General features: G+C 71.8%; 20 protein-coding genes and 1 pseudogene. 14 read left to right on the forward strand and 7 right to left on the reverse strand.

The window, feature by feature from the left end:
• Positions 1-17 precede the first annotated feature (17 nt).
• The 8 genes from AB9M23_RS06475 (at position 18) to AB9M23_RS06510 (ending at position 5,248) form a co-directional block, all read left to right on the forward strand.
• Positions 18-521 (forward strand): type II toxin-antitoxin system HicB family antitoxin, encoded by a 504-nt coding sequence (locus AB9M23_RS06475; protein ID WP_372423497.1) that lies wholly within the window; start codon positions 18-20, stop codon positions 519-521.
• A 120-nt stretch (positions 522-641) separates the two neighbouring features.
• Positions 642-1,391, forward strand: coding sequence for an electron transfer flavoprotein subunit beta/FixA family protein (locus AB9M23_RS06480; RefSeq protein ID WP_372423499.1), 750 nt, complete (start codon positions 642-644; stop codon positions 1,389-1,391).
• A 2-nt stretch (positions 1,392-1,393) separates the two neighbouring features.
• The gene (locus AB9M23_RS06485; RefSeq protein ID WP_372423501.1) at positions 1,394-2,329 is read left to right on the forward strand and encodes an electron transfer flavoprotein subunit alpha/FixB family protein; all 936 of its coding nucleotides are present in this window, start codon (positions 1,394-1,396) and stop codon (positions 2,327-2,329) included.
• Positions 2,330-2,500: 171 nt separating this feature from the next.
• A complete protein-coding gene (locus AB9M23_RS06490) occupies positions 2,501-3,376 on the forward strand; it encodes a 3-hydroxybutyryl-CoA dehydrogenase (protein WP_372423503.1) in 876 nt (291 codons plus the stop codon).
• A gap of 235 nt (positions 3,377-3,611) precedes the next feature.
• Complete coding sequence (locus AB9M23_RS06495; protein ID WP_029029610.1) at positions 3,612-3,821, forward strand: cold-shock protein; 210 nt, start codon at positions 3,612-3,614, stop codon at positions 3,819-3,821.
• A gap of 124 nt (positions 3,822-3,945) precedes the next feature.
• Positions 3,946-4,137 (forward strand): hypothetical protein, encoded by a 192-nt coding sequence (locus AB9M23_RS06500; protein ID WP_029029611.1) that lies wholly within the window; start codon positions 3,946-3,948, stop codon positions 4,135-4,137.
• Positions 4,134-4,490: a DUF6481 family protein gene (locus AB9M23_RS06505; RefSeq protein ID WP_372423505.1), complete on the forward strand. Its 357-nt coding sequence runs from the start codon at positions 4,134-4,136 to the stop codon at positions 4,488-4,490. The genes AB9M23_RS06500 and AB9M23_RS06505 overlap by 4 nt, the downstream gene beginning before the upstream one ends.
• On the forward strand, positions 4,487-5,248 hold the full coding sequence (locus AB9M23_RS06510) for a lysophospholipid acyltransferase family protein (protein WP_372423507.1): 762 nt from the start codon (positions 4,487-4,489) through the stop codon (positions 5,246-5,248). The genes AB9M23_RS06505 and AB9M23_RS06510 overlap by 4 nt, the downstream gene beginning before the upstream one ends.
• Positions 5,249-5,273: 25 nt before the next feature.
• On the opposite strand, the gene AB9M23_RS06515 is transcribed toward AB9M23_RS06510, so the two are convergent.
• From AB9M23_RS06515 to trhA, 5 genes are all read right to left on the reverse strand, one after another.
• A complete protein-coding gene (locus AB9M23_RS06515; protein WP_372423509.1) occupies positions 5,274-5,978 on the reverse strand; it encodes a (Fe-S)-binding protein in 705 nt (234 codons plus the stop codon).
• Positions 5,979-6,017: 39 nt separating this feature from the next.
• Positions 6,018-8,207, reverse strand: a complete 2,190-nt coding sequence (locus tag AB9M23_RS06520) for an FAD-binding and (Fe-S)-binding domain-containing protein (protein WP_372423511.1) — start codon at positions 8,205-8,207, stop codon at positions 6,018-6,020.
• A 22-nt stretch (positions 8,208-8,229) separates the two neighbouring features.
• Complete coding sequence (locus AB9M23_RS06525; protein WP_372423513.1) at positions 8,230-9,321, reverse strand: enolase C-terminal domain-like protein; 1,092 nt, start codon at positions 9,319-9,321, stop codon at positions 8,230-8,232.
• A gap of 10 nt (positions 9,322-9,331) precedes the next feature.
• On the reverse strand, positions 9,332-11,089 hold the full coding sequence (locus tag AB9M23_RS06530; RefSeq protein ID WP_372423515.1) for a thiamine pyrophosphate-dependent enzyme: 1,758 nt from the start codon (positions 11,087-11,089) through the stop codon (positions 9,332-9,334).
• Between the two features lie 115 nt (positions 11,090-11,204).
• Complete coding sequence (gene trhA / locus AB9M23_RS06535) at positions 11,205-11,891, reverse strand: PAQR family membrane homeostasis protein TrhA (protein WP_372423516.1); 687 nt, start codon at positions 11,889-11,891, stop codon at positions 11,205-11,207.
• A 92-nt stretch (positions 11,892-11,983) separates the two neighbouring features.
• Here trhA and AB9M23_RS06540 point away from each other — a divergent pair, with 92 nt between their 5' ends.
• The 4 genes from AB9M23_RS06540 to AB9M23_RS06555 all read left to right on the forward strand — a co-directional run bounded on the left by AB9M23_RS06540 (position 11,984) and on the right by AB9M23_RS06555 (position 18,259).
• On the forward strand, positions 11,984-12,814 hold the full coding sequence (locus AB9M23_RS06540; RefSeq protein WP_372423518.1) for a polyphosphate kinase 2 family protein: 831 nt from the start codon (positions 11,984-11,986) through the stop codon (positions 12,812-12,814).
• A gap of 111 nt (positions 12,815-12,925) precedes the next feature.
• A complete protein-coding gene (locus AB9M23_RS06545; protein WP_372423520.1) occupies positions 12,926-14,314 on the forward strand; it encodes an efflux RND transporter periplasmic adaptor subunit in 1,389 nt (462 codons plus the stop codon).
• Positions 14,311-17,508 (forward strand): efflux RND transporter permease subunit, encoded by a 3,198-nt coding sequence (locus tag AB9M23_RS06550; protein ID WP_372423522.1) that lies wholly within the window; start codon positions 14,311-14,313, stop codon positions 17,506-17,508. The genes AB9M23_RS06545 and AB9M23_RS06550 overlap by 4 nt, the downstream gene beginning before the upstream one ends.
• A 70-nt stretch (positions 17,509-17,578) precedes the next feature.
• Positions 17,579-18,259: a hypothetical protein gene (locus AB9M23_RS06555; RefSeq protein ID WP_372423524.1), complete on the forward strand. Its 681-nt coding sequence runs from the start codon at positions 17,579-17,581 to the stop codon at positions 18,257-18,259.
• On the opposite strand, the pseudogene AB9M23_RS06560 reads toward AB9M23_RS06555, so the two are convergent.
• A pseudogene (locus AB9M23_RS06560) lies at positions 18,232-21,459 on the reverse strand (efflux RND transporter permease subunit). The gene AB9M23_RS06555 and the pseudogene AB9M23_RS06560 sit on opposite strands and share 28 nt — an antisense overlap.
• Entirely contained in the window at positions 21,456-22,610 is a 1,155-nt protein-coding gene (locus tag AB9M23_RS06565) for an efflux RND transporter periplasmic adaptor subunit (protein WP_372423526.1), read from the reverse strand. The pseudogene AB9M23_RS06560 and the gene AB9M23_RS06565 overlap by 4 nt, the downstream one beginning before the upstream one ends.
• Positions 22,611-23,242: 632 nt before the next feature.
• Between AB9M23_RS06565 and ilvD the strand changes: the two genes are divergently transcribed.
• Positions 23,243-24,973 (forward strand): dihydroxy-acid dehydratase, encoded by a 1,731-nt coding sequence (gene ilvD, locus AB9M23_RS06570; RefSeq protein WP_372423527.1) that lies wholly within the window; start codon positions 23,243-23,245, stop codon positions 24,971-24,973.
• The gene (locus AB9M23_RS06575) at positions 24,960-25,772 is read left to right on the forward strand and encodes a tetratricopeptide repeat protein (protein WP_372423529.1); all 813 of its coding nucleotides are present in this window, start codon (positions 24,960-24,962) and stop codon (positions 25,770-25,772) included. The genes ilvD and AB9M23_RS06575 overlap by 14 nt, the downstream gene beginning before the upstream one ends.
• The last annotated feature ends 329 nt before the right edge of the window (positions 25,773-26,101 follow it).

Genomic DNA, 26,101 nt, shown 5'->3' on the forward strand with positions numbered 1-26,101 from the left:
CGAACGGAGGCCTTCCCATGCAGCTCAGCTACCCCGTCGCGATCGAGCCCGTCGACGGCGATCACGTCGTCGTCGTCCGTGGCCTTCCCGAGATCGTCACGGCGGGCGACACGGTCGAGGAGGCGCTCGCGCTGGCGGCGGACGCGCTCGAGGTCGTGCTGGGTGCGCGGATGGATCGCGGCCGGGACGTGCCGGAGCCGACCGCGCCCGAGCCCGGCGAGCAGCTCGTTCCCCTGCTCCCGCTGCTCGGCGCGAAGCTCGCCGTCTACCTCGCCCTGCGGACCTCGGGCATCTCCGCCGACGAGTTCGCGGCGAGGCTGGGCGTCGCGCCCCGGGACGTGCGCGATCTTCTCTCGACCAAGGCCGATACGCCGCTCGCGTCGCTCGCCCGCGCAGCCGAGGCCCTCGATACGCGCCTGGTCATCGGCCTCGAGCCCGCCCGAGACGGCGCGTCGCGCTGCGGCGAGCCGCCGTCCGCGATCTCGCGCGCCGGGGACCGATTGGCCTTTTTCGCGCGTTGACAAGGAAGAACGCGCCTCTGTACGGTCCGCTCGCCTTCGTATTCACGCCTCGCGAGGCCGCGCCCGCGGGCGGCCGGCGGGGCGCGTGTCGCAGCGCACCACGACAAGGACGGTCAACCCATGAAGATCCTCGTGCCCGTGAAGCGGGTCGTCGACTACAACGTGAAGATCCGGGTCAAGCCGGACGGCTCCGGCGTCGACCTCGCCAACGTCAAGATGTCGATGAACCCCTTCGACGAGATCGCCGTCGAGGAGGCGATCCGGCTCAAGGAGAAGGGCGTGGCGACGGAGATCGTGGCCGTCTCGATCGGCCCGCAGCAGGCGCAGGAGACGATTCGCACCGCGCTCGCCATGGGCGCCGACCGCGGCATCCTCGTGAAGACCGACGGCCCCGTGGAGCCGCTCGCGGTGGCGAAGATGCTGCAGGCGATCGTGGCGAACGAGAGCCCCGATCTCGTGATCATGGGCAAGCAGGCGATCGACGACGACTGCAACCAGACCGGCCAGATGCTCGCCGCCCTGCTCGGCTGGGCGCAGGGCACCTTCGCCTCCAAGGTCGAGCCCGGCGAGGGGACGGTCGACGTCACGCGCGAGGTCGACGGCGGCCTGCAGACGGTGTCCTTGAAGCTGCCGGCCATCGTCACGACGGACCTGCGACTCAACGAGCCGCGCTACGCCAGCCTGCCCAACATCATGAAGGCGAAGAAGAAGCCGCTCGACGAGACCTCCCCCGAGGCGCTCGGCGTCGACGTCGCGCCGCGCCTCACCGTGGTGAGCACGGCCGAGCCGCCCAAGCGCCAGGCCGGCGTCAAGGTGGGCTCCGTCGCGGAGCTGGTGCAGAAGCTCAAGAACGAAGCGGGAGTGCTCTGATCATGGCGATCCTCGTCCTCGCGGAACACGACAACGCGGCGCTCAAGGACGCGACGCACAAGACGGTCGCGGCCGCCGCCGCCATCGGCTCGCCGATCCACGTCCTCGTCGCCGGCTCGGGTGCGGGCGCCGTCGCCGAGGCGGCCGCGACGCTCGACGGCGTCGAGAAGGTCCTCCACGCCGACGCGCAGGCCTACGAGCACTTCCTCGCCGAGCCGATCGCCGCCCTGATCGTCTCGCTCGCGGACGGCTACGACGCCCTCGTGGCGCCGGCCTCGACCACCGGCAAGAACGTCATGCCCCGCGTCGCGGCGCTGCTCGACGTGATGCAGGTCTCCGACATCATCAAGGTGGTGGCGCCGGACACGTTCGAGCGGCCGATCTACGCCGGCAACGCGATCCAGACGGTGAAATGCGCCGAGCCGAAGACGGTGATCACGGTGCGCACCGCCTCCTTCCAGGCCGTCGGAACCGGCGGCTCCGCCGCCGTCGAGACGGTCGGCGCGGCGGAGGATCCGGGCCTCTCGTCCTTCAAGGGCGAGGAGATCGCGCATTCCGACCGCCCGGAGCTCGGCTCGGCGAAGATCATCATCTCGGGGGGCCGCTCGCTCGGCTCGACCGAGAACTTCAAGACCTACATCGAGCCGATCGCCGACAAGCTCGGCGCGGCGATGGGCGCCTCGCGCGCGGCGGTCGACGCGGGCTACGCCCCGAACGACTGGCAGGTCGGCCAGACCGGCAAGGTGGTGGCGCCCGATCTCTACATCGCAGTGGGGATTTCAGGCGCCATTCAGCATCTGGCGGGCATGAAGGATTCGCGCGTCATCGTCGCCATCAACAAGGACGAGGAGGCGCCGATCTTCCAGGTCGCGGATTACGGCCTGGTCGGCGACCTGTTCCAGATCCTGCCGGAGCTCGACGGCGCGCTGGGCGAGTGAGGGCGGCCCCGGGCCGGGGCCGCGTCGGTGATGATCGGCGCGCGGCGCCCGCGGCGAAGGCCGTGGGCAAGCGCGCCGGTTCGTGTCAGTCTGGCGGCCGGTCCCGGCCGCCATCCGCGCGCGAGCCGGGACGCGGCGTCGAGGCGCGCATCGAGGAACGAGGAAGCTCTGATGGAGATCAAGACGGTCGGCGTCATCGGCGCGGGTCAGATGGGCAACGGCATCGCCCACGTCTGCGCGCTCGCGGGGCTCGACGTCCTCCTCAACGATGTCGACGAGGACCGCGTCACCGCGGGCCTCGCGACGATCAACGGCAACATGATGCGCCAGGTGGCCAAGGAGCTGATCTCCGAGGCCGAGCGCAAGGCGGCGCTCGAGCGCATCCGCCCGGCGGTGGGGCTGGAGGCGCTGCGGCCGTCCGACATCGTCATCGAGGCCGCGACCGAGAACGAGCAGGTCAAACGCTCGATCTTCACCGCTCTGTGCCCGGTGCTGCGCCCCGAGACGATCATCGCCTCGAACACGTCCTCGATCTCGATCACCCGCCTCGCCGCCTCGACCGACCGGCCGGAGCGGTTCATCGGCATCCACTTCATGAACCCCGTGCCGCTGATGCAGCTCGTGGAGCTGATCCGCGGCATCGCCACCGAGGACCCGACCTTCGAGGCCTCCAAGGCCCTCATCGACAAGCTCGGCAAGACGACGACGGTGGCGGAGGACTTCCCGGCGTTCATCGTCAACCGCATCCTGCTGCCGATGATCAACGAGGCGATCTACACGCTCTACGAGGGCGTCGGCTCGGTGGACGCCATCGACACCGCCATGCGGCTGGGTGCCAACCATCCGATGGGTCCCCTCCAGCTCGCCGACTTCATCGGCCTCGACACCTGCCTGTCGGTGATGCAGGTGCTCCACGACGGGCTCGCCGACACCAAGTATCGGCCCTGCCCGCTTCTGGTGAAATACGTAGAAGCCGGCTGGCTCGGCCGCAAGACCAAGCGTGGCTTCTACGATTATCGCGGCGAGCAGCCGATCCCGACGCGTTGAACCACCGCGCGGACGCGCCGAACGAACACGAATGCGTTCGTGGGCGCGCTCGGCCCTTGCGCCGGGGCGCCCGATCGTCTATGTAGGGCGTACGATCTTTTGGCCGACTTGACGTGCCGTGTCGTGCAGGCAGAGCCGCACGAGCGTTCGACTTCTCTTCCGAAATTTCGACGACCCTGACCGCGCGGGCCTCGGGCACCGGCGTTCGCGCATCTATGTGACTGGAAAACGACTCATGACGAATGGCACCGTGAAGTTCTACAACGACCAGAAGGGCTACGGATTCATCCAGCCCGACGACGGCTCCAAGGACGTGTTCGTGCACGCGACCGCGCTCGAGCGCGCCGGCATGCGCGGCCTCGTCGAGGGCCAGAAGGTCGCCTTCGACACGGCTCAGGATCGCCGCACCGGCAAGATCGCCGTGGACAACATCCAGGCCGCGTGAGGCCTCCGGCGCCCCTGCGCATGCGATTCGAGCCGCCCCCCCATCGGGGGCGGCTCTCGTGTTTGATCGGTCCTGATCGATGACTGGCGCCCGCGCCGCGAGGGCGGCCGCCGAAAGGAGACACATGTCCCATCTCTACAAGGTCGGGCAGCGCGTCCGGCTCCTGCGCGCCCCCGTCCCCGACGGACGTTTCGGCGGCGCCGAGAGCTACGAGATCGTGCGCCTGATGCCGGCGGACCAGACCGGCGAAGCCTCCTACCGCGTCAAGGCCGGGACGTCCGAGCTCGCCGTGCGAGAGAGCGAGATCCAGTCATGAGCGCCTATCGCGAGAAGAGCTTCACCGACCGCCAGAGCGACGCCGCGAGCGCCAAGCGCGCCATGCTGGAGCGCGCCAAGGCGAAGTCGCCGTCGAACGACCCCGCCGCCGCGCAGCGCCGTGCCGAGCGCGAGGCCGTCACCCGCGAGCGCGACGCCCGCCGCGCCGAGCGCGACGCGGCACGCAAGATCGAGGCCGAGAGGCTGGAGGCCGAGCGCCTCGCCAGCGAGGCCGAGGCGCGCGAGCGCGCCGCGACCGAGGAAGCCGACGCCGTGCAGCGCGAGGCGGATCTCCTGGCGCAGCAGAAGGCGGCGCGCGACGCCCGCTACGCGGCACGCAAGGCACGCAAGTGACGTCCGGGAGCGCGTTTCCCCCGGCGCTCCCCGCCTCGCGGCTCTCGCCGCGCCGTCTGGCCGTCGCGGCACGCTCGCGCGCCTTCGACCTCGCCCTCGCGCTCTGGACGGGACTGTTCGGCCTCGCGATCCCCGTCTTCGCCCTCCTCGGATCGCCGAGACCGGCGATCCGGGCGGCGACGCGGGTGTGGGTGCGCGGCGCCTTCCTCGGCCTGCGCGTCCTCGTCGGCCTGCGCCACGTCGAGCGCGGGCGCGAGAACCTGCCCGCCGAGCCCTGTCTCGTCGTCGCGAACCACCAGTCGACCTGGGAGACCTTCGCGGCCCTCGTGCTGTTTCCCGGCGTCGCGATCGTGGCCAAGCAGGAACTGCTGCAGATCCCGGTCTTCGGCTGGTACCTGCGCCGCTCCGGCATGATCGTGATCGACCGCGCCAGCGGCGGCAAGGCGTTGCGCGAGATGATCGAGCACAGCCGCGCCGCCCTCGCGGAGGGCCGCTCCGTGCTGATCTTTCCGGAAGGCACGCGTCGCGCGCCCTCCGAGCCGATCGTGTTCAAGCGCGGCGCGGAGCTGCTTTACAAGGCGCTCGGCGTCCCGGCTCTTCCGATGGCGGTCGATTCGGGACTCTATTGGCGCAGCCGCGCCCCGCGACGCGCGGGCACGATCCGCGTCACCTACGCGGCTGCGATCGCACCGGGGCTCTCCGCCTCGGACTTCGCGACCGCCGCCGAGGCCGCGCTCGAAGCCGCCAGGCGCGCCTGACGCCCGCGCCCGCGCGCGTGAGGCGTCACAACCCCATCCGCTCCGCCATCAGCTCGGCGACGTGGCGCGTCTCGCGCCCGGTTCCCTGCTCGATCTGCTCGCGGCAGGAAAAGCCGTCGGCGAGGATCACCGTCTCGTCGGCCGCCTCCCGCACCATCGGCAGGATCGCCCGCTCGCCGCAGGCCTGCGCGGTCTCGTAGGTCTCCTTCGCGAAGCCGAAGGAGCCGGCCATGCCGCAGCACCCCGACGGCGCCACCGTCGCATCGAGGCCGAGCGCCGCGAGGAGCGCCCGCTCGGCCGCATCCTTCAGGACCGCATGGTGGTGGCAGTGGATCTGGACGAGAGCCTCGCCCTCGATCCGCGGCAGGTCGAAGCGCTCCTCGTGCGCCATCACGAAATCCGAGAAACACGACACCTGCCCCGAAAGAGCCCGCGCTCTGGGGTCGTCCGGGAAGAGGTTGACGAGCTCGTCCTTGAAGGCCGTGGTGCAGGCGGGCTCGAGCCCGATGATCGGCGTGCCGGCGGCGATCTCGTCCCTCAGCGACGTCAGCGTCTCGAACCAGAGGTTCTGCGCCGTGCGCAGGAAGCCCTCGGCGTAGAGCGCGCGCCCGCAGCACAGGCGCCGAGGCGGGATCTCGACGCGGTAGCCGGCGCGCTCCAGCACCTTCGTCGCCGCGATCAGCGTGTCGGGCCGGAAATGGTCGTTGAACGTGTCGGGCCAGATCAGCACGCGCTCGCCGCCGTGCGGCCGGTCCTCACGGCCCTCGAACTAGGCGCGGAAGGTGCGCGGCGCGAAGGCGGGGAGCGTGCGCTCGCGCGCGATGCCGCCGATGCTCTTTGCGAGCCCGGAGAGGCCCGGCAGCCGCATCGCCAGGTTCACGAGCCGCGCGATCCGCGAGCCGAGCTTCGCCCACAGGTGGATGAGGCCCATCGAATAGGCCGCCCTCGGGCGCAGCTTCCCCGCGTAGTGATGCGCCCGGAACTCCGCCTTGTAGGTCGCCATGTCGACGTTGACGGGGCAGTCGCTCTTGCAGCCCTTGCAGGCGAGGCAGAGCGAGAGCGCCTCCTCCACCTCGTCGGCCGCGAAGCCGCCCGACATGGCGCCGCCGTGCAGCATCTCGAACAGGAGCCGGGCGCGTCCGCGAGTGGAGTGCTCCTCCTCCCGCGTGACCATGTAGCTCGGGCACATCACCCCGCCGTCGGACTCGCGCCGCCGACACTTGCCCACGCCGACGCAGCGCTCGGCGGCGGCGACGAAGCCGCCCTCCTCGTGGAAGGAGAAGAAGGTCCTCGGCTCCTCCGGCGCATCGCGCGGCCCCAGCCGCAGGTTGGAGGTCGCCGGATACGGATCGAGGATCTTGCCCGGGTTCATCAGGCCGTCGGGATCGAAGATCGCCTTGAATTCGCTGAAGGCGGCGAGCATCTCCGGGCCGTACATGCGCTCGAGCAGCGCGCCGCGCGCCTGCCCGTCGCCGTGCTCGCCCGACAGCGAGCCGCCGTAGCGCACGACGAGATCCGCCGCCTCGGAGAGGAAGTGCGACCACTCGGCCACCCCGTCCTCGTGCTTCAGGTCGAACGAGACGCGGCAATGCACGAGCCCGTCGCCGAAGTGGCCGTACATCGGCGAGACGTAGCCGTACTTCTCGTAGAGCGCCTGGAGATCGCGGGTGTAGGCACCGAGCCTCTCGGGCGGGACCGCGGTGTCCTCCCAGCCCTCCCAGGTCTCCGGGCGATCGGGGATGTAGGCCGATCCGGGAAGGCCCGCCTCGCGCACGCTCCAGACCTTCGCCGTCCTCGCCGGCGCGGCGAGGACGCGCGCCGCCACGCCCTTCGCCTCGTAGACGCGGCGGAGCGCGTGCGCCTTCTCCTCGGCCTCGGCGCGGTCGAAGGCGCCGAACTCGACGACGAGCCAGCTGTCGCCCTCGGGCAGGACCGTCATCTCCTCCTCGTGCAGGTGCTTGCGCTGCATCGCGTCGACGAGGAAGCCGTCGACGCCTTCGATCGCGATCGGGCCGTGCGCACGCACGGCCACCACCTCGTCGGCGGCGTCGTGGATCGAGGGGAAGGAGAGCACGCACAGCACCCGCTCGGGCGGGCTCTCGATCAGGTCGAGCGTGGCGCCGAGGATCGCGACGCAGGTGCCCTCGGTCCCGACGAGCGCCTTCGCCACGTCGAAACCGTGCTCCGGCAGGAGCTTGTCGAGATCGGCGAATCCGGATACGCGGCGCGGGATGTCGGGGTAGCCCTCGCGCAGGAGCCGCGCGTGCCTCGTCCGGAACGCGTCGAGCTTGTCGTAGAGCTCCGCGCGGGGTCCGCCCTGGGCGCGGATCGCCGCGAGATCGGCGTCCGAGGTCTTGCCGACCACGAGCCGCAGGCCCTGCGGCGTGATCACGTCGAGCGCCTCGACGTTGTCCGCCGTGCGCTTGCCGATGACGGAGTGCACGCCGCAGGAATTGTTGCCGATCATGCCGCCGAGCGTGTTGTGGCTGTGGGTCGCGGGGTCGGGGCCGAAGGTGAGGTGGTGGCGCTCGGCCGCGTTCCTCAGCACGTCGAGGACGCAGCCCGGCTCGACGCGGGTGAGGCGGCGGGCGGGGTCGATCTCGAGCACGCGCCCGCAATGCTTCGACCAGTCGATCACCACCGCCGTGTTGGTGCACTGCCCCGCGAGCGATGTCCCTCCCCCGCGCGAGAGGATCGGCGCCCGGTGGCGCGCGGCGATGCGCACCGCCTCGGCCGCGGCCTCGACGGAGCGCGGGACGACGACCCCGATCGGCACCTGTCGGTAGTTCGACGCGTCGGTGGCGTAGAGCGCCCGGTCGCCGTCGGAGAAGCGCACCTCGGCATCGACGTGCGCGGCGAGGTCGCGCGCGAGCGCGTCCGCGTCGCCGTCGAAGCGCGCGGCCTCGGTGACGATGCGGCCGGAGGTGGTGCTCGCGACGATCCGGGCGGGTGCGTTCATGGGGGTCTCCTCGCGGGTGCGGTCAGACGGCGAAGCGATCGGCGTCCTTCGCCTCGAAGGTCAGGCCGTGGCCGGGCCTGCCGTTCGGCGCGATCGCGCCGTCCCGCGGCACCGGCGCGCCGTCGAGGAGCATGGCCTCGATACGCACGTGGTCGTGGAACCACTCGACGTGCCGGCAGCCAGGCGCGGCGAGGCAGACGGGCAGGTGCAGGGCCGGCGCGGTATGGGCGGAGATCGGCACCGCGAAGGCCTCCGCCAGCGCTGCCGCCTGGAGAAACCCGGTGTAGCCGAGCGCGCGCGTGGCATCGAGCTGCAGGCAGTCCACCGCACGCGCCTCGAGCAGCCGCCGCGCGTCGTGGGGACCCCAGACGTATTCGCCGGCCGCGCAGTCGATCGCGGCGGGAAGCCCCGCGCGGACGCGGGCGAGCCCCTCGACGTCGTCCGAGGTGACGGGCTCCTCGTACCAGTCGACGCCGAACCCATCGGCCACCTCGGCCAAAGCGAGCGCCGCGCACGGCGTGCAGGCGCCGTTGGAATCGATCATCAGGGCCGCGTCTCCGATCGCCTCGCGGGCGACATGCATGCGCCGCTCCTCCACCCGCAGGTCGGCGCCGATCTTCATCTTGACGCGCCCGCACCCGTCCTCGCGGACCCGGAAGCCGAGCTGCTCGGCGAGGCGGGCGTCGTCGTGGCTCGTGAAGCCGCCGGAGCCGTAGATGGCGATCCGCTCACGCCGCGCGCCCCAGAGGGCCGCGAGCGGCAGACCGATCAGCCCGGCTTTCAGGTCCCACAGCGCCGTGTCGACCGCCGAGATCGCCGAGGCGGCGATGCCGGAGACGCCCATGTTGCGCACCCGCCGCCGCATCCGCTCCCAGAGCCGGGGCACGTCCATGGCACCCTCGCCGAGGACGTCCCCGGCGAGGGTGCCCGATACGATCCCTGCGGCCGCCGCATCCGTATAGGCGTAGCCCATGCCGCGCACCCCACCGGCGACCGCGGTGACCACGACGAGCGTGGTCGCGTCCCAGTCGAGCGTGCCGTCCGCCTCCGGCGCGTCGGTCGGGATGCGGTAGGCGCGCGCCTCGAGCGCGTCGATGGGGACGGCACCGGTCACGGCCCGCGCCTCAGATGATCTCGCGGACCGTGTCCGAGGCGGCCGTCAACGCGATCCTGCCGGCGTTGGGCGTGCCGCGGGCGAGGCTCTGCGCGAACTTCGCCGCCTGGCCGGGCTCGATCTTCGGGGGCATCGGCGGCTCGTGCGGATCGACGACGGCCTCTACCAGGACGGGCCCCGGCGTCGCGAGCGCCTGGCGCAGGGTCTGCGCGCATTGCGCCGGGTCGGTGATCGTGAAGGAGACGAAGCCGCAGCCCCGCGCGATCGTGGCGAAGTCGACGGGCTCCAGCTCGCAGCCGTATTCCGGGTTGCCCAGGAAGACCATCTGCTCCCATTTGATTTGGCCGAGGGTGTTGTTCTTGATGACGATGACCTTCACGTCGAGGTCGTACTTCTTCGCCGTGATCAGCTCGCTCATCAGCATCGACAGCCCGCCGTCGCCGACGAAGGCGATCACCGGCCGGTTCGGGTAGGCGATGGCGGCGGCGTTGGCGTAGGGCAGCCCGCAGGCCATCGTGGCGAGGTTGCCCGAGCAGGAGAACATCATGTCCCCGCGGATGTCGACGTGGCGCGCGATCCAGGTGGTGATCGTGCCGGAATCCGTGGTGAGGATCGCGTTGTCGGGGATGAGCTCGTTGAGCTCGTGCGCCACGACCTGCGGCTTCATCGGCGTGTCCCGCCGCGTGCCGCGCTCCTCCATCAGCGCCCGCCAGTCGCGCATGCCCGCCTGCGCCTCCTCCAGGAAGGACCGATCCTCGCGGTAGTCGACGCGCGGCATCAGCATCTCGAGCACCCGCACGGAATCGCCGACGAGGGCGGCATCGACGTCGTAGCGAAGCCCGATGCGCTGCGGGTCGATGTCGATCTGGATCGCCTTCGCCTGGCCCGGCGACGGATAGAACTCGATGTAGGGATAGGACGAGCCGACGATCAGCAGCGTGTCGCAGCTCTCGAGCGCCTCCTGCGACGGCCGCGTGCCCAGGAGGCCCGTGCCGCCCGTCGTCAGCGGGTGGTCGTCGGGCACCACGCCCTTGCCGAGCAGCGGCTTGACGATCGGCGCGCCGAGCCGCTCGGCGAGCGCGAGCACCTGCTCTCGGGCGCCGAGCGCGCCACGACCGGCGAGGATGACCGTGCGCTCGCCCGCGTTGAGGATCGCGGCGGCCTCGGCGATCTGGTGCTCGCCGGGGATGTGCGCGCTCTCGGCCATGCGGTCGGAGACGTGGCCGGCGATGTTGCGCTTCGAGCGGTAGTCCGCCTTCACCGGCTGGGACTGCGTGTCGACGGGCATGGTCACGTGCGCGACGCCGCGATAGGCGAGCGCCGAGCGGCAGGCGAGCTCGACGACGTTGCGGGTGTGGGCGGGGCCCATGACGCGGGCGTTGTACACCGCCACGTCCTGGAAGAGCTTGTCGAGCTCGACGTCCTGCTGGGTGTGGGTGCCGATCAGGTCGTGGAACTGCAGGCCGGTGATGGCGAGCACCGGCTGGCCGTCGAGCTTGGCGTCGTAGAGGCCGTTGAGCAGGTGGATGCCGCCGGGGCCCGAGGTCGCGAGGCAGACGCCGAGCTTGCCGGTGAACTTGGCGTAGGCGCAGGCCATGAAGGCCGCCCCTTCCTCGTGGCGCACCTGCACGAAGCGGATCTCGTCGGCGCGCTTGCGCAGGCTCTCGACGATGCCGTTGATGCCGTCGCCCGGCAGGCCGAAGATCGTGTCGACCCCCCACTCGATCAGCGTGTCGACGAGGACGTCGGCGGCGGTCTTGGATGCCATGGGATCCTCTCCATCTGCTCCCCGAGGCCGCGGCGCTCGCGCGCCGCTTCGGCCGGTCAACAGGGAGCGGATGGGATCGTTCCTGGATTCGCGGGTGCGGCAGCCCCCTGGGGCGTCACCCCTTGGCGAGCACCATCGCGTCGAAGACCGCGACGTACATGAAGGTCGAGGCCGCGAGCACGAAGGCGTGCCAGACCGCGTTGTGGAAGCGCAGCGACTCCCACAGATGGAAGACGATGCCCGCCGTGTAGGTCGCCCCGCCGATGGCGATGAACCACAGGGTCGTGGGCGTCAGCGCCGCGAGCAGCGCCTCCCCGCCGAGGACGCCGCTCCAGCCCATGCCCAGATAGAGCAGGATCGCCGCGCGATCCCAACGGCCGGGGAACACGAGCTTGAGCGTCACCCCGATCGCGGCCGCGCCCCACAGGATGACGAGGAGCGGCGCCGCGTGGGCGGCGTCGATCTGCGTGAGGAAGGGCGTGTAGGTGCCGGCGATGAGCACGTAGATCGCCGCGTGGTCGAAGCGGCGCAGGATCCACTTCGTTCGCGACGCGGGCAGGAGGTTGTACACCGCCGAGACGCTCAGCACGGTCACGAGCCCGAAGCAGTAGATCGCGATCCCCGTCATCTCCAGCGCGCCGGCCCGATCGGCCGCGAAGAGCGTGATCAGCACGACGCCGACGAGGGCGAGCTTGACGCCGAGCGCGTGCACGATCCCGTCGGCGATCAGCTCGGCGCGGCTGTAGTCCCACTTGACCCGGGCCGGCGGCACGTAGCGGACGGGGGAACGTTCCTCGGTCATGCGCGCTCCTCCTGACGGACGCGCCGTTGCCTGCGCCCTTGCGGCGGAAGCGAAACGGGGCTTCCCTGGACGACGTTCCACGGGAGCATAGCATGAAAGTCGACGAGAACCGCCTTGTGAACGAGGAATTCTCCCTCGCCGCCGTGGACTTGAGCGAGCGGATCGAGGAGGACGCCTACGCCGCCGAGGAGGCGCGCCTGCAGACGGAACTCAAGCGCATCCAGCAGGCCTACCTCCACATCGGCGAGCGTGCGATCGTCGTGTTCGAGGGCTGGGACGCCGCGGGCAAGGGCGGCACGATCCGGCGCATGGCGGGCGCCATGGACCCGCGCGGCTTCAAGGTATGGCCGATCGGCGCCCCCTCCCCCGCCGAGCAGCGCCACCATTATCTCCACCGGTTCTGGTCGCGCCTGCCGGGCAACGGCGAGATCGTCGTGTTCGACCGCTCGTGGTACGGGCGTGTGTTGGTCGAGCGGGTCGAGGGGTTCGCCGCCGAAGCCGAATGGCGCCGGGCCTACGGCGAGATCGTCGCCTTCGAGCGGATGCTGCGCGACGACGGGGTGCGAATCGTGAAGGTCTTCCTCCACCTCTCGCAGAAGGAACAGCGCAAGCGCTTCATCGAGCGCCTGCGCGACCCGCTCAAGCGCTGGAAGCTCTCCTACGAGGACCTGCGCAACCGCGAGAAATGGCCGCACTACGAGGCCGCCGTCGAGGACATGATCCGGCGCACCTCGACCGCGCGCGCGCCCTGGACGGCGATCTCTTCGGAGCAGAAGAAGTCGGGTCGCATCAAGGCGCTGGCGACGATCGTGGAGACGCTGTCGCACGGCCTCGACCTCTCCCCGCGCCCCCTCGACCTCGGTCTTCTGGAGCAGGCGGAGAGCCGGCTCGGGATCGATCCGCGCGACGTCGTGGACTCGTAGACGCCGGAGGCGGGTGGCGGCGCGGCTTTACGTTTCTTCACGCGCTGTTCGCACCTGCGAAACGGCGGTATGGGAGATGTCGGGTCCGGTCCACGCCCGCGGACCACGAGGATGACCGAGACGATGGACGCCCGCGTCGACGACGCCCCCCCGTACGCTCACGAGCGGGACCCGCTGCGCGAGGACGCGCCTCGGCGCCGTGCATCCTCCCTCGCGGCGCGTCTCGGGCGGGTCCTGCGGATCCTCGTGATGGTCGTGCTGCCGATCGCGCTCGTCGTCGGCGCGCTCGCGGGCTTCGGCTGGCTGCGCGACACCAAGCCGACCGTGCCGGTCGAGCGCCTGGGCGAGCGGGCGCGCGCGATCTCCGCCCTCGTCGCGACCCCCACCGCCGTGCAGCCGACGCTCACCGCGTACGGCCGCATCGTCGCCGGCCGCTCCGTCGACCTGCGGGCGCTCGTCTCCGGGCCGGTGATCGCGGTCTCGGACGCGCTCGTCGACGGCGGGCGCGTCTCCGAAGGCGATGCCCTCGCGACGATCGACCCGTTCGCCTACGAAGGCGCGCTCGTCCGCGCGCGGGCCGACCTCGCGGAGGCGCAGGCGCGCATCGCCGAACTCGCGGCCCGCACGCGCCAGGAGGAGGACGGCATCGCCCGGGCGGGCGAGCAGCTCGCCATAGCCGAGCGCGACCTCGCCCGCCTCGTCCAGCTGCGCGACAGCGGCGCCGCCACCGCCCGCGCCCTCGACGACGTGGAACTGCGGGTCTCGCAGGCGCGCTCGGCGCTGGAGACGCGCGAGAACCAGATCGCGATCCTCGAGGCGCAACGCGCCGCGCTGGACGCCTCGCTCGAGCGCCTGCGCTTCGCGGTGTCCCAGGCCGAGCGCAATCTCGAGGACACGGTCCTGCGCGCGCCCTTCGACGCGCTCGTCTCGAACGCCGGCGCCGAGATCGGCAAGATCGTCGGGCAGAACGACCGCATCGCCACCCTCGTCGCCACCGACCGGCTGGAGGCGCGCTTCCTCCTGTCGGACGGGCAATACGCACGGCTCGCACCGGACGGCGGCCTCGTCGGCCGGCCCGTCACCGTGATCTGGCGCGCCGGCGACACCGAGATCGCGCGTCCCGCGCGCATCGCCCGCGTCGCGTCCGAGGCGGCCGACGCGTCCTTCGCCGTCTACGCCGCATTCGATGCGCCGGTCGAGAGCGACGTGCTGCGCCCCGGCGCCTTCGTCGAGGCGCGGCTTTCCGACCGTGTCTTCGAGGACGCGCTCGTGCTGCCGGTCTCGGCGCTCTACGACGGCGGCGTGTTCGTCGTCGACGCCGACGAGCGCCTCGCCCGCGTCGAGGTCGACATCCTCACCTGGGGCGACGAGGGCGTCGTCGTACGCTCGGGCGAGATCGAGGCGGGCGACCGCATCCTGTCCTCGCGGTTGACCGCGGCGAGTTCGGGCCAGCTGGTCGAGATCCGCGACACGGCGCACGGCACGGAGCCGCCGCGATGAGCGCGTCCGCGCCCGCCCCCGATCGCGACGCGGTACCCGAGGGCGGCGGCGGGATCGTCGGCATCATCAACGGCTTCCTGCGCCACCGCATCGCCGCGAACCTCCTCGCGCTCGGCGTCGCGCTGCTGGGGCTGATGGCGGTGACGCGGCTCAACACGCAGTTCTTCCCCACGGTGCAGATCCCGACGATCTTCGTCACCGTGGCCTGGCAGGGCGCGAGCCCCGAGGACGTCTCGACCGCGGTCCTCGACGTCATCGAGCCGGAGATGCGCTTCCTCGACGGGGTGGAGAACATCACCTCCTACGCCGTCGAGGGCTCGGCGCGGATCGTCGCCGAGTTCGCCGAGGGCGCCGACATGGACAAGGCGCTCTCGGACGTCGAGCAGGCGATCGCCTCGATCACCACCCTGCCCTTGGACGCCGAGCGCCCCGTCGTCACGCGCGTGGAGTTCTACGAAACCGTGGCGCTCCTCGCGCTATCGGGCACCGTCTCTGAGGACGCGCTCAAGGCGCTCGCCCGCGAGGCGCGCGACGGGCTCCTCGACCGCGGCATCGACCGCGTGACCTTCACCGGCTCCCGGGCGCGCGAGCTGTGGGTCGAGGTCGACGCCGTCGCCATGCGCCGGCTCGGGCTCACCGCCGCGGACGTCTCGCGCGCCATCGCGGCGGCGAACCTCTCCGAGCCGCTCGGCACCCTCGAGGGCGCGAGCGAGCGCACGCTGCGCACGCTCGCGCGCACGGACCGCCCGTCGGGCATCGGCGCGATCGAGGTCGTCTCCACGGCGGAGGGCGAGCGCGTGTTCGTGCGCGACGTCGCCTCGGTGCGCGAGGCGCTGCGCGACGGCGGCGTGCGCCTCCTGCACGACGGCGCGCCGATGATTCTCCTCGACATCCAGCGCGCGGAGAGCGCCGACACCCTCCAGAGCATGGCCGCCGCGATCGACTACGTCGAGGCGCTCCGGGCCCGCCTGCCGCCCACGGTCGAGGCGCAGCTCTTCGACGTGCGCGCGAGCGTCGTCTCCGACCGCATCGAGACGCTCTCGCTCAACGCGCTCTCCGGCATGGCGATCATCGTCGTCGTGCTCCTGTTCTTCCTCAACACCCGCGTCGCCTTCTGGGTCGCGATGGGCGTGCCGATCTCGCTGCTCGCCACCTTCGCGCTGATGTGGGCGACCGGCCAGACCATCAACGCGATCTCGCTGCTGGGCCTCATCCTGGTGCTCGGCATCCTCGTCGACGACGCGATCATCGTGGGCGAGCATGCGGTGACGCTCACCGAGGAGGGCAAGTCGCCCACGCAGGCCGCCCACGGTGCGGCGATGCGCATGCTCGTGCCCGTGATCGCGGCGACGACGACGACGCAGGCGGCCTTCCTGCCCGTCTTCATGATCTCCGGCGTCGTCGGCCAGATCATCGTGGCGATCCCGCTCGTCGTCGTGGTCGCGCTCGCGGCCTCGCTGTTCGAGAGCTTCCTCGTCCTGCCGACCCACCTGCGTCACGCGCTGGCGGCGCAGGAGCGCGCGAAGGCGCGTGCCGCGCGCCGGGCGCGGCCTTCCGTCATGAGCCGTATGCGCGCGGGCCTCGAGCGCGGCATCGACCGGTTCCGCAACGGCCCGGTCCGGCGGCTCGCGCAGGTCGCCTACGCCTGGCGCTATTCCACGATCGCGCTCGCCGTCGCGGCGCTGATCCTGTCGGTGGGCCTCATCGCCGGTGGGCGGGTGCAGTTCACCTTCTTCCCGACGCCCGAGCCCGAGTACGTCACCGCCGAGATCATGTTCGCGCCGGGGATGTCCGAGGACGCGATGATCGCGGCCCTCGCCCGCGTCGAGGACGCGATCGAGGCCGCCGACGCAGACATCGCCGCAGCAACGGGGGAGCGCGTGGTGCGCTTCGCCTTCTCGCGACTCGGCCTCGCCGGCCAGAAGCGCGGGGACAACATGGCGACCGTCGAGGTCGAGCTGACCCCCGGCGAGGAGCGCACGATCCGCACGCCCGAGGTCGTCGCCGCCTTCGAGCGGGCCGTACCCGCGATACCGGGTCTCGACGAGATCTCCATCACCGGCCGCCGCTCCGGCCCGCCGGGCTCGGACATCGACGTCTCCTTCACCGGCGCCGAACTGCCGACCCTCAAGGCCGCGGCCGAGGAGCTGAAGCTCAGGCTGCGCGACTATCCCGGCGTCTACGGCATCGCCGACGACACACCCTTCGGCAAGAACGAGATCGTGCTCGCGCCCACGCCGCGCGGCACGGCGCTGGGGCTGACCACCGAGACGATCGTCGCGCAGGTGCGCGCGGTCTATCAGGGCTCGGTCGCCATGCGCTTCGCCGCCGGCGAGGAGGAGGTGGCGATCCGCGTCCGCCAGGAGGGCGCCGACCTCTCCGTCGCGGGACTGCTCGACATGATGCTGCGTACCCCCACGGGAGCGCAGGTACGACTCGGCGACGTCGTGGCGATCGACGAGCGCGCCGCATTCGCGCTCATCCAGCGCCGGGAGGGGCGCGTCACGGTCACCGTCACCGCCGACGTCAACGCCGACGTCACGCCCGAGGGCGAGGTTCGCGCCGACGTCGTCGACGGCATCCTCCCGGCGCTCCGGTCCCAGTACGGCGTCGAGACCGCCGTGCGCGGGCGCGCGGAGACGCAGGCGAAGGCCTTCGGCGATCTCGGTTTCGGCGCGCTCATCGCGCTGGCGGCGATCTACGTGATCCTCGCCCTCGTCTTCCAGAACTGGTCGCAGCCGGTCCTGGTCATGCTGGTGATCCCCTTCGGCTTCATCGGCGCCGTCGTCGGCCATTGGCTGCTGGGCTTCCAGTTCGCCTTCCTGTCGATGGTGGGGCTGCTCGGCCTGTCGGGCATTCTCGTCAACGGTTCGATCGTCCTCGTCGACCGCTACAACGAGCGCGTCGCCGGGGGCGAGGCGCCGGCCGAGGCCGCCGTCGCCTCCTCGGTCGATCGCTTCCGCGCGGTGCTGCTCACCACGCTCACGACGTCGGGCGGGATGGCGCCGCTGATCGCCGAGAAGAGCCTTCAGGCGCAGTTCCTGATCCCCATCGCGATCACGCTGTCCTTCGGCCTGATGGTCGCGGCGCTGATCATCCTCTTCGTCGTGCCGGCGCTCCTCGGCGTCGCGCAGGATCTGGGGCGCATCAAGCGTGGATACCTGCGCATCTCCGGCCTCGCGCCGGCGGGTTGAGCGAAGCGGCGGAACCGTCGCGGCGCCCGCCCGGTTCCTCCCGCGAGCCCACCTCGCCCGGAGAGACCCCATGCGCCGCCTCGCCGCCCTCTCGCTGACCGCCGGCCTCGCCATCGGCGGTGCCCAGGCCCAATCCCCGGTGTCGCCCGACACGACGCCCGCCGAGGCCTTCGCCGACGCACGGATCATCCCGCTCGACCGGCTCGACTTCGATCCCGCCGCCTTCGGCCTGTGGAGTGGCCTCGACCTGCTCGACGCCGACCTCGTCGGCCCGAGCGGCGCGGTCATCGGCGACGTCGAGGACGTCCTCGTCACCACCGACGGGTGGGCGGTGGCCGTCGTGGTCCAGCTCGCCGAATTCCTCGACGTCGATGAGCCGATGCTCACGATCCCGCTCTCGGTGCTCGAGATCCTGCCGGAGGCCGGCGCGGTGCGCGCGCCGATCGAGCCCGACGCGATGCAGCTCTACTCGGCCTTCGACGTGCGCACCCTGACGGCACGCATCGCTTCCAACCGGGTCGCGGCCGTCGCCGACGACGACCTCGACGCCGTCGTCCTCGGTGAGGGGCTGTTCCTGCTCGGGGACGAGTTGCTCGGCGGATACGCGCCGCTCGGCGACGGGGCGCGGGGCAACGTCCTCGACCTCCTCTTCGCCATGGAGGGCGAGCTCGACGCCGTGGTGATCTCGGCGGCGCGCCGCCCCTTCGACGACCTCTCCGTGCCCTACGTGGGTCCGCCCCCGCGGGATTGATCCGCGACGGCGCGATACCCGTGCCGAGGTTCCGGCGGAGTCCCACCTCGGCCGCTCGGCTCCTGCGCCGCCGTGCGCCTCGCACGGCGGCGCTCCCGCCACCGCTCGCCCATCCGCGCCCCCATCACCAGCATCGCCGGCGTCAGGATCAGCGTCAGCACCGTCGCGAAAGTGAGGCCGCCGGCGATGGCGCTGGCGAGTTCGGTCCACCACTGCGTGGAGGGTGCGCCGACGAGGACCTTCCGCCCGACGATGTCGATGTTGACGCCCAGCACCATCGGCATCAGGCCGAGCACCGTCGTCGCCGAGGTCAGCAGGACCGGGCGCAGACGCTGCGCCCCGGTGCGCAGCACGGCGTCGACGGGGTCGAGACCGCGCTCGAGGAGATCGTTGTAGGTGTCGATGAGCACGATGTTGTTGTTCACGACGATGCCGGCGAGCGCGATCACGCCGATGCCGCCCATCACGACGCCGAAGGGCCGCCCCGTCACCAGGAGCCCGAGCAGCACGCCGGCCGTGGAGAACACGATCGCGGAGAGCACGAGCGCCGCCTGGTAGAGGCTGTCGAACTGCGTGACGAGGATGATCAGCATCAGGAACACCGCCGCCGCGAAGGCCTGCGCCAGGAACAGCCCGGCCTCGCGTTGCTCCTCGTCCTGCCCCGCGAAGACGATCTCCACCCCCGCGGGCAGCCGCGCACCGTCGAGCGCGGCGCGCAGGGCCTCGGTCCGCTCGCTCGCCAGCAGGCCCTCGGCCACGTCCGCGCTCACCGTCACGACGCGCCGGCCGTCGACGCGCTGGAGCGTGCCGGTGCGCGGAGCCGGGCGGAACTCGACGAAGTTGCGGATCGGCACGAGCCCCTGGGAGGTCGGGATGCGGAACTGCTCGAGCTGGGCGAGGCTGCGGTCGGTCGTCGGGAAGCGCACGCGGATGTCGACCTCCCCGTCCGCCGTCTCCGGCCGGTACTCGGCCACCTTCAGCCCGGCGGTGAAGAGCTGCACCGCCTAGCCGAGCAGCGTCACGTCCGCGCCGTAGCGCGCCGCCTGGGTGCGATCGACGGCGAGTTCCCACTCGACGCCCGGCAGCGGACGCGTGTCCGCCACGTCCACGAAGCCGCCGAGCCGCTCCATCTCCTCGCGCACCACCTCGACGGCGGCCGCGAGCCGGCCGTCGCCGTCGCGGCCGGTGACCCGCAGCTCGACCGGCTTGCCCTGCGCCGGCCCGCCCTCCTGCTCGCGCACCTCGAGGCGGATGCCGGGAATGTCGGCGGTGCGCTCCCGGATGTCGGCGAGGATCTCGGCCGCGGGCGGGCGCACGTCCCAGTCGCGCAGGTCGAGCTGGATCACGCCGATCACGTCCTCGGCGAGCTGGCGCCCGCCGGCGCCGATCGTGCGGGCGTAGACGTGCTCCAGTGCCGGCAGTTCCAGCACGCGCTCCTCGACCCGGCGCACGAGCGCGTCCTTCTCCCAGATGGAGAGGTTGCCGCGGGCCTGGACCTGGATCTGCGCGAAGTCGGGCTCGACCGAGGGGAAGAACTCGACGCCGCGGCCGAACGCGCCGTATGCCGCCACCGCGCCCAGCAGCAGCGCGAAGGCGGTCAGCAGCGTCAGCGCCGGCCGGTGCACGGCGACGCGCAGCGCCCGCAGGTACGCGCCCGTCGCGCCCCCGATCTCGTCGAGACGGCCGCCCTCCGCCGCCCGCAGCGCCGCGAGCTGGCGCGCGCTCTGCGCGCCGGGCCGGCCGAACAGCCCGCCGAGCACGGGGATGAAGACGAGCGCCATGGCCAGCGAGGCCGCGAGCGTCAGGATCACGGTGATCGGCAGGAACTTCATGAACTCGCCGACGACGCCGCCCCAGAACAGGAGCGGCACGAACACCGCGAGCGTCGTCGCGGTCGCCGAGACGATCGGCCAGGCCATGCGCTTGGCGGCGTCCGCGTAGGCCTCGCGCGGCGGCGCGCCCTCCGCCATGCGCCGGTCGGCGAGTTCCGTCGTGACGATGGCGCCGTCCACGAGCATGCCCACGACGAGGATGAGCGAAAACAGGACGACGATGTTGAGCGTGTAGCCGAGGAAGTAGATCGCCACGATGCCGGCGAGGAACGCGCCGGGGATCGACAGGCCGACCAGGACGGCGGTGCGCAGGCCCAGCGTCGCGATGATGACGATCATGACGATGACGATCGCCGAGAGCACGTTGTTCTGCAGGTCGCCCAGCATCGTGCGGATCTGCTCGCTCTCGTCCTGCAGGTAGGAGACCGAGAGCGCCGCCGGCCAGCCCTCCCGGCGCTCGGCGACGAGGGCGCGCACCTCCTCCACGGTCTCGATGATGTTGGCGCCGATGCGCTTCTTCACCTCGAGCGCCACCGCCGCCTGCCCGTCGATGCGCGCGAAGCCCTGCGGATCGCGGAAGGTGCGCCGCGGCACGGCGACGTCGGCGAAGGTCACGACCGTGTCGCCCACCACCTTCACCGGCAGCGAGAGCACGTCGTCGATGTCCTCGATGACGCCGGGCACCTTGAGCACGATGCGTCCCGCGCTCGTCTCCAGCGCCCCCGCGGCGATGAGGCGGTTGTTGCGCTGGATCTGCTGGACGAGCCCCTCGAAGGACAGCCCGTAGGTCTCGAGCGTGACGGGGTCGATGAGGATCTCCAGCAGCTCCTCGCGGTCCCCGCCGATGTCGACCTCGAGCACGCCGGCGAGGCCCTCGATCCGGTCCTGGAGGTCGTTGGCGATCGAGACGAGCGCCCGCTCCGGCAGCGGACCCGAGAGCACGATCGTCAGGATCGGGAAGAGCGCGACGTTCACCTCCTGGACGATCGGCTCCTCCGCGCCGGCCGGCAGCTCCGGCCGCGCGCGGTCGACCGCCTCGCGCACCGCGTCGAGCGCCTCGTCGGGGTCTCCGCCGGCCTCGAACTCGAGCTGGACGGAGGCGTAGCCCTCCGCCGCGGTGGCGCTCAGCTCGTCGAGCCCCTCGATCGACTGGAGCTCGCTCTCGAGCGGGCGTAGCAGCAGCCGCTCGGCGTCCTCGGGCGCGATACCCTCGTAGGCCACCGAGACGTACACGATCGGGATCGGCACGTCGGGCGAGCTCTCCTTGGGGATCGAGACGTAGGAGACCGCCCCCACCACGAGGACGAGGACGAGCAGCATGACCACGGTGCGGGTGCGCGAGAAGGCGGCGTCGACGATCGCGTTCATCGCCCGGCCTCCACGGCGGGTGCGGACACGTCGCCGAGCGGCAGCGCGTCCTGCGGCAGCGAGGCGCCGGGCTGCTCCGGCACGTCGGTCTCCTGCGCCTCGACGGCGCGCACGCGCTCGCCCTCGGCGACGAAGCCCTGCCCCACCGTGATCAGCGCGATCGCGTCGGGCAGCCCCGAGACGTAGACCCCTTGCGCCCGCGCCTGCACGATCTCGACCGGGTGGAAGGCGACGACGCCCTCCTCGGTCACGGTCTTCACCCCGAGCCGCCCGTCGCTCGACAGCGACAGCAGCGCCGGCGAGAAGAAGTGCGCCGCCACCTGCTCGATCGGGATGCGCGTCTCGGCGCTGATCCCGGAGGGAACCGATCCGTCGGAATTCGGCACGCGGATCTCGACGCGGAACGTGCGCGTCTCCCGCGCGGCCGCCGCCGACACGTAGGACACCACGCCCTCCGCGGTCTCGCCGGTGACGAAGCGCACCTGCGCAGACCGGCCGACCGCGACGTCGCGTATGCTCTGCTGGGGGACGTCGATCGCGACGACGAGCGGGTCGTTGTCGATGAGCGTCGCCACCGGGCCGTTGACGGTGACGAACTCGCCCTCGTCGATCACGACCTCGTTGACGATGCCGGCGAATGGTGCCTCGATCGTGAGGTTCTCGATCTCGCGCGCGATGCGCTCCAGCGACGCGCGGGCGGATTGCAGCGCCGTGAAGCGCTCACGCAGGCGCGCCTGGGTGGTGACGCCGCGGTCCGCCAGCTCGATCGCGGCGTCGTAGTCCGCCTGCGCCTGGTCGACGAGCGCCTGCGCCTCGTCGCGGCGCGCCGGCAGGTCGCCCGCGTCGATGCGCGCCACGAGCGCGCCGTCGGCGACCCGCGTGCCCTCCGGCGCCGCGATCTCGGCGAGCCGCCCGGCGACCTCCGCGCGCAGCGTCACCGTGCGATCGGGCAGGACCTCGCCCTGGGCGAGGAGCGCGCGGGTCACGGGCTCGGCCTGCGAGCGGCGCACCTCGACCGGGAAGGGCTGGCGCGCGGCGCCCGGCGCCACCGGCTCGGGCGCGGGCGCGGCTCCGCCGAGGAGATAGCCCGAGGCGATCCAGGCGACGAGGGCGACGGCGACGGCCGCCGCGACGAGGGTCGACTTGCTCATGAACGGGTCCGGAAGCTGCGCCGGGGATGGCGCGTCAGGGTCTGGCGCGCACGGGACACCCCGGACGACGACGGCGCGACCCCGCCAGGGGTTCCATGCTCCGCGCGACCCGGCCCGATGGGGAACCGCGCGACATGACGAACGACGCGGAGCGGGAAGCGGTGGCGTCCCGACGCCGAGGGCATTGCTGCCGGGAGCGCCCCGATCGTCCTGCACGCCCCGAACCCCCGACCCTTCTCCACGAGGGAGAGGAGAGACCGGCGGCGGACTTCGTCCGCCTCGTCGCCGGGCCGCCACCCCCGCCTCACGAAATGTTGCCGCCTCGCAACACATCCCCCCGAACGCGCGCCCCCCCGCTCCCCGCCGCCTCCCGCGCCGCGATCCCGCCACTTTCCGGGAGCATTTTCCCGCCTGTCACAAACGCACGTCTTCTCAAGGATTTAGCTACTCTCCCACGCGGTCCGGCATCCGCGCGGTAACCTCCCGGTGACGCCTGCTGCGGCATCCAGGGAGCGTGGCGGTTCTTGGCGGGGGCGCCCGGCCTCGAGTAAGAGAGGCAGGCCGCCGGTCGCGCGTCTTCGCGCTGGGCCGGACGGCGGGCGAGACGGCGTTCGTGGGAAGGAACGAGGGCGATGACCGAGCGGGTGTACGACAAGTCGAAGCTGCCGAGCCGGCACGTCACGGAGGGGCCCGCGCGGGCGCCCCACCGCTCGTACTACTACGCGATGGGTCTCACCGAGAAGCAGATCCACCAGCCCTTCGTCGGCGTCGCCACCTGCTGGAACGAGGCCGCGCCCTGCAACATCGCCCTCATGCGCCAGGCGCAGGCGGTGAAGAAGGGCGTCGCCGCCCAGGGCGGCACGCCGCGCGAGTTCTGCACCATCACCGTCACCGACGGCATCGCCATGGGCCACGAGGGCATGCGCTCCTCTCTGCCCTCGCGCGACGTGATCGCGGACTCGGTCGAGCTGACCATGCGCGGCCACGGCTACGACGCGCTCGTGGGCCTCGCCGGCTGCGACAAGTCCCTGCCGGGCATGATGATGGCCATGGTGCGCCTCAACGTGCCCTCCGTCTTCATCTACGGCGGCTCGATCCTGCCGGGCTCGTTCCGCGGCCAGCCGGTCACCGTGCAGGACGTGTTCGAGGCGGTGGGCAAGCACTCCGTCGGCGGCATGTCGGACGCCGACCTCGCCGAGCTCGAGAAGGTCGCCTGCCCCTCGGCCGGCGCCTGCGGCGCGCAGTTCACGGCCAACACGATGGCGACGGTCTCCGAGGCGATCGGCCTCGCCCTGCCCTATTCCGCCGGCGCGCCCGCGCCCTACGAGATCCGCGACCAGTTCTGCATGACCGCGGGCGAGATGGTGATGGAGCTCGTGGCGAAGAACATTCGCCCGCGCGACATCGTCACCCGCAAGGCGCTCGAGAACGCGGCCGTCGTCGTCGCCGCGTCCGGCGGCTCGACCAACGCCGCGCTCCACCTGCCGGCGATCGCGCACGAATGCGGCATCGACTTCGACCTGTTCGACGTCGCCGAGATCTTCAAGCGCACGCCCTACATCGCCGACCTCAAGCCCGGCGGGCGCTACGTCGCCAAGGACCTGTTCGAGGTGGGCGGCATACCGCTGCTGATGAAGACGCTGCTCGACCACGGCTTCATGCACGGCGACTGCCTGACCGTCACGGGCCGCACCATGGCCGAGAACATGGCCTCGGTGAAGTGGAACCCCGACCAGGACGTGGTGCGGCCGGCGGACCGGCCGATCACCGTCACCGGCGGCGTCGTCGGCCTGAAGGGCAACCTCGCGCCCGAGGGCGCGATCGTGAAGGTCGCCGGCATGCCGCCGGAGAAGCAGGTGTTCAAGGGCCCCGCCCGCGTGTTCGACGGCGAGGAGGCCTGCTTCGCCGCCGTGCGCGACCGGAAGTACCAGGAGGGCGAGGTGCTCGTCATCCGCTACGAGGGCCCCAAGGGCGGCCCCGGGATGCGCGAGATGCTCTCGACCACCGCCGCGCTCTACGGCCAGGGCATGGGCGACAAGGTGGCGCTGATCACCGACGGGCGCTTCTCGGGCGCCACGCGCGGCTTCTGCATCGGACATGTGGGGCCGGAGGCCGCCGTGGGCGGGCCGATCGGCCTCCTGCAGGACGGCGACATCATCGAGATGGACGCGATCAACGGGGTGCTGGCGGTGCACGTCTCCGACGAGGAGCTCGACCGCCGCCGGCAGGCCTGGCAGCCGCGCGAGACGAACTATGGCTCCGGCGTGGTGTGGAAGTTCGCCCAGACGGTCGGCCCCGCCCGCTACGGCGCGGTGACCCATCCGGGCGCCAAGGGCGAAAAGCAGTGCTATGCGGATCTCTAGCGCGACATCCTTCGCCGCGGCGGCGGCGCTCGGCCTGACACTGCTCGCGGCCCCCGCCGGGGCCGCGGACGGGTCCGGCGTCGGGCCGGCGTCGCCGTGGGATTCCGTCCACGACGCGCTGCGCTCGGGCATGCGCGACTACAATGCCGGCGACAAGCTCGCCGCGGTGCGCGCGCTCGAGTACGCCGCCGTTCAGGGCGACGCGCTGGCCCGCTGGAAGCTCGGGCGCATGTACGCGGCCGGCGACGGCGTCCCGCACGACGACCTCAAGGCCTTCGAGTACTTCTCCAAGATCGTCGACCATCACGCCGAGCAGGCGTCGGACGCGATGTCCGCGGGCGTCGTGGCCAACGCCTTCGTCTCGCTCGGCGCGTATTTCCTGGAGGGCATCCCCGGCAGCTACGTGCGCCAGAACCCGGTGCGCGCGCACGAGATGTTCTTCTACGCCGCCTCCTGGTTCGGCGACGCGAACGCGCAGTACAACCTCGCCCGGCTCTACCTCGACGGCAACGGCGTCCCCCTCGACGCCCGCATGGCCGCGCGCTGGCTCAACAGCGCCGCCGAGAAGGGCCACGTCGCCGCCCAGGCGGTGCTCGGCCACATGCTCGTGACTGGAGACGGCGTGCCCCGCCAGCGCCCGCTCGGCCTGATGTGGCTCACGCTCGCCAGGGACGCCGCGGACCCCGCCCGCGACGCCTGGATCGCCGACCTCTACGACCGCGCCGTCGCCGGCGCGAGCGCCAGCGATCGCCAGGGCGCGCTGGCCTACCTCGAGCGGCATCTGCAGACGGATCGCTGAGCGGGCGGCTCTTCCAGCGTCTCGGGAAGGACCGACCTTCTCCGATCCGAACGCGCGCGCGACCTGCCTGGGCGACGCGCTCGGCCGCTGACGGCGCCCACTGGCGTGCCGATCCGCCTCGAGGTGGCCGAGCCGTTCGCGGCGGGCCTGCGAAAGCTCCCTCCGGACCGAGCGAAGGCGGCGGGCGCCGCGCTCGCCAAGCTCGACGAAGCGCCGAATGTGCGGATTCTGCGTTCCCGGCCGCTTCGCGGCGCGCCCGGTTCCTTCATCGTCAGCGACGGTCGCGGCGATCGAATCATCCTGCGGCGTGACGGCGACGATCTCTATAC

Origin of the sequence: Salinarimonas chemoclinalis (genome assembly GCF_041514305.1) — a bacterium.
GTDB lineage: Bacteria > Pseudomonadota > Alphaproteobacteria > Rhizobiales > Beijerinckiaceae > Salinarimonas > Salinarimonas chemoclinalis.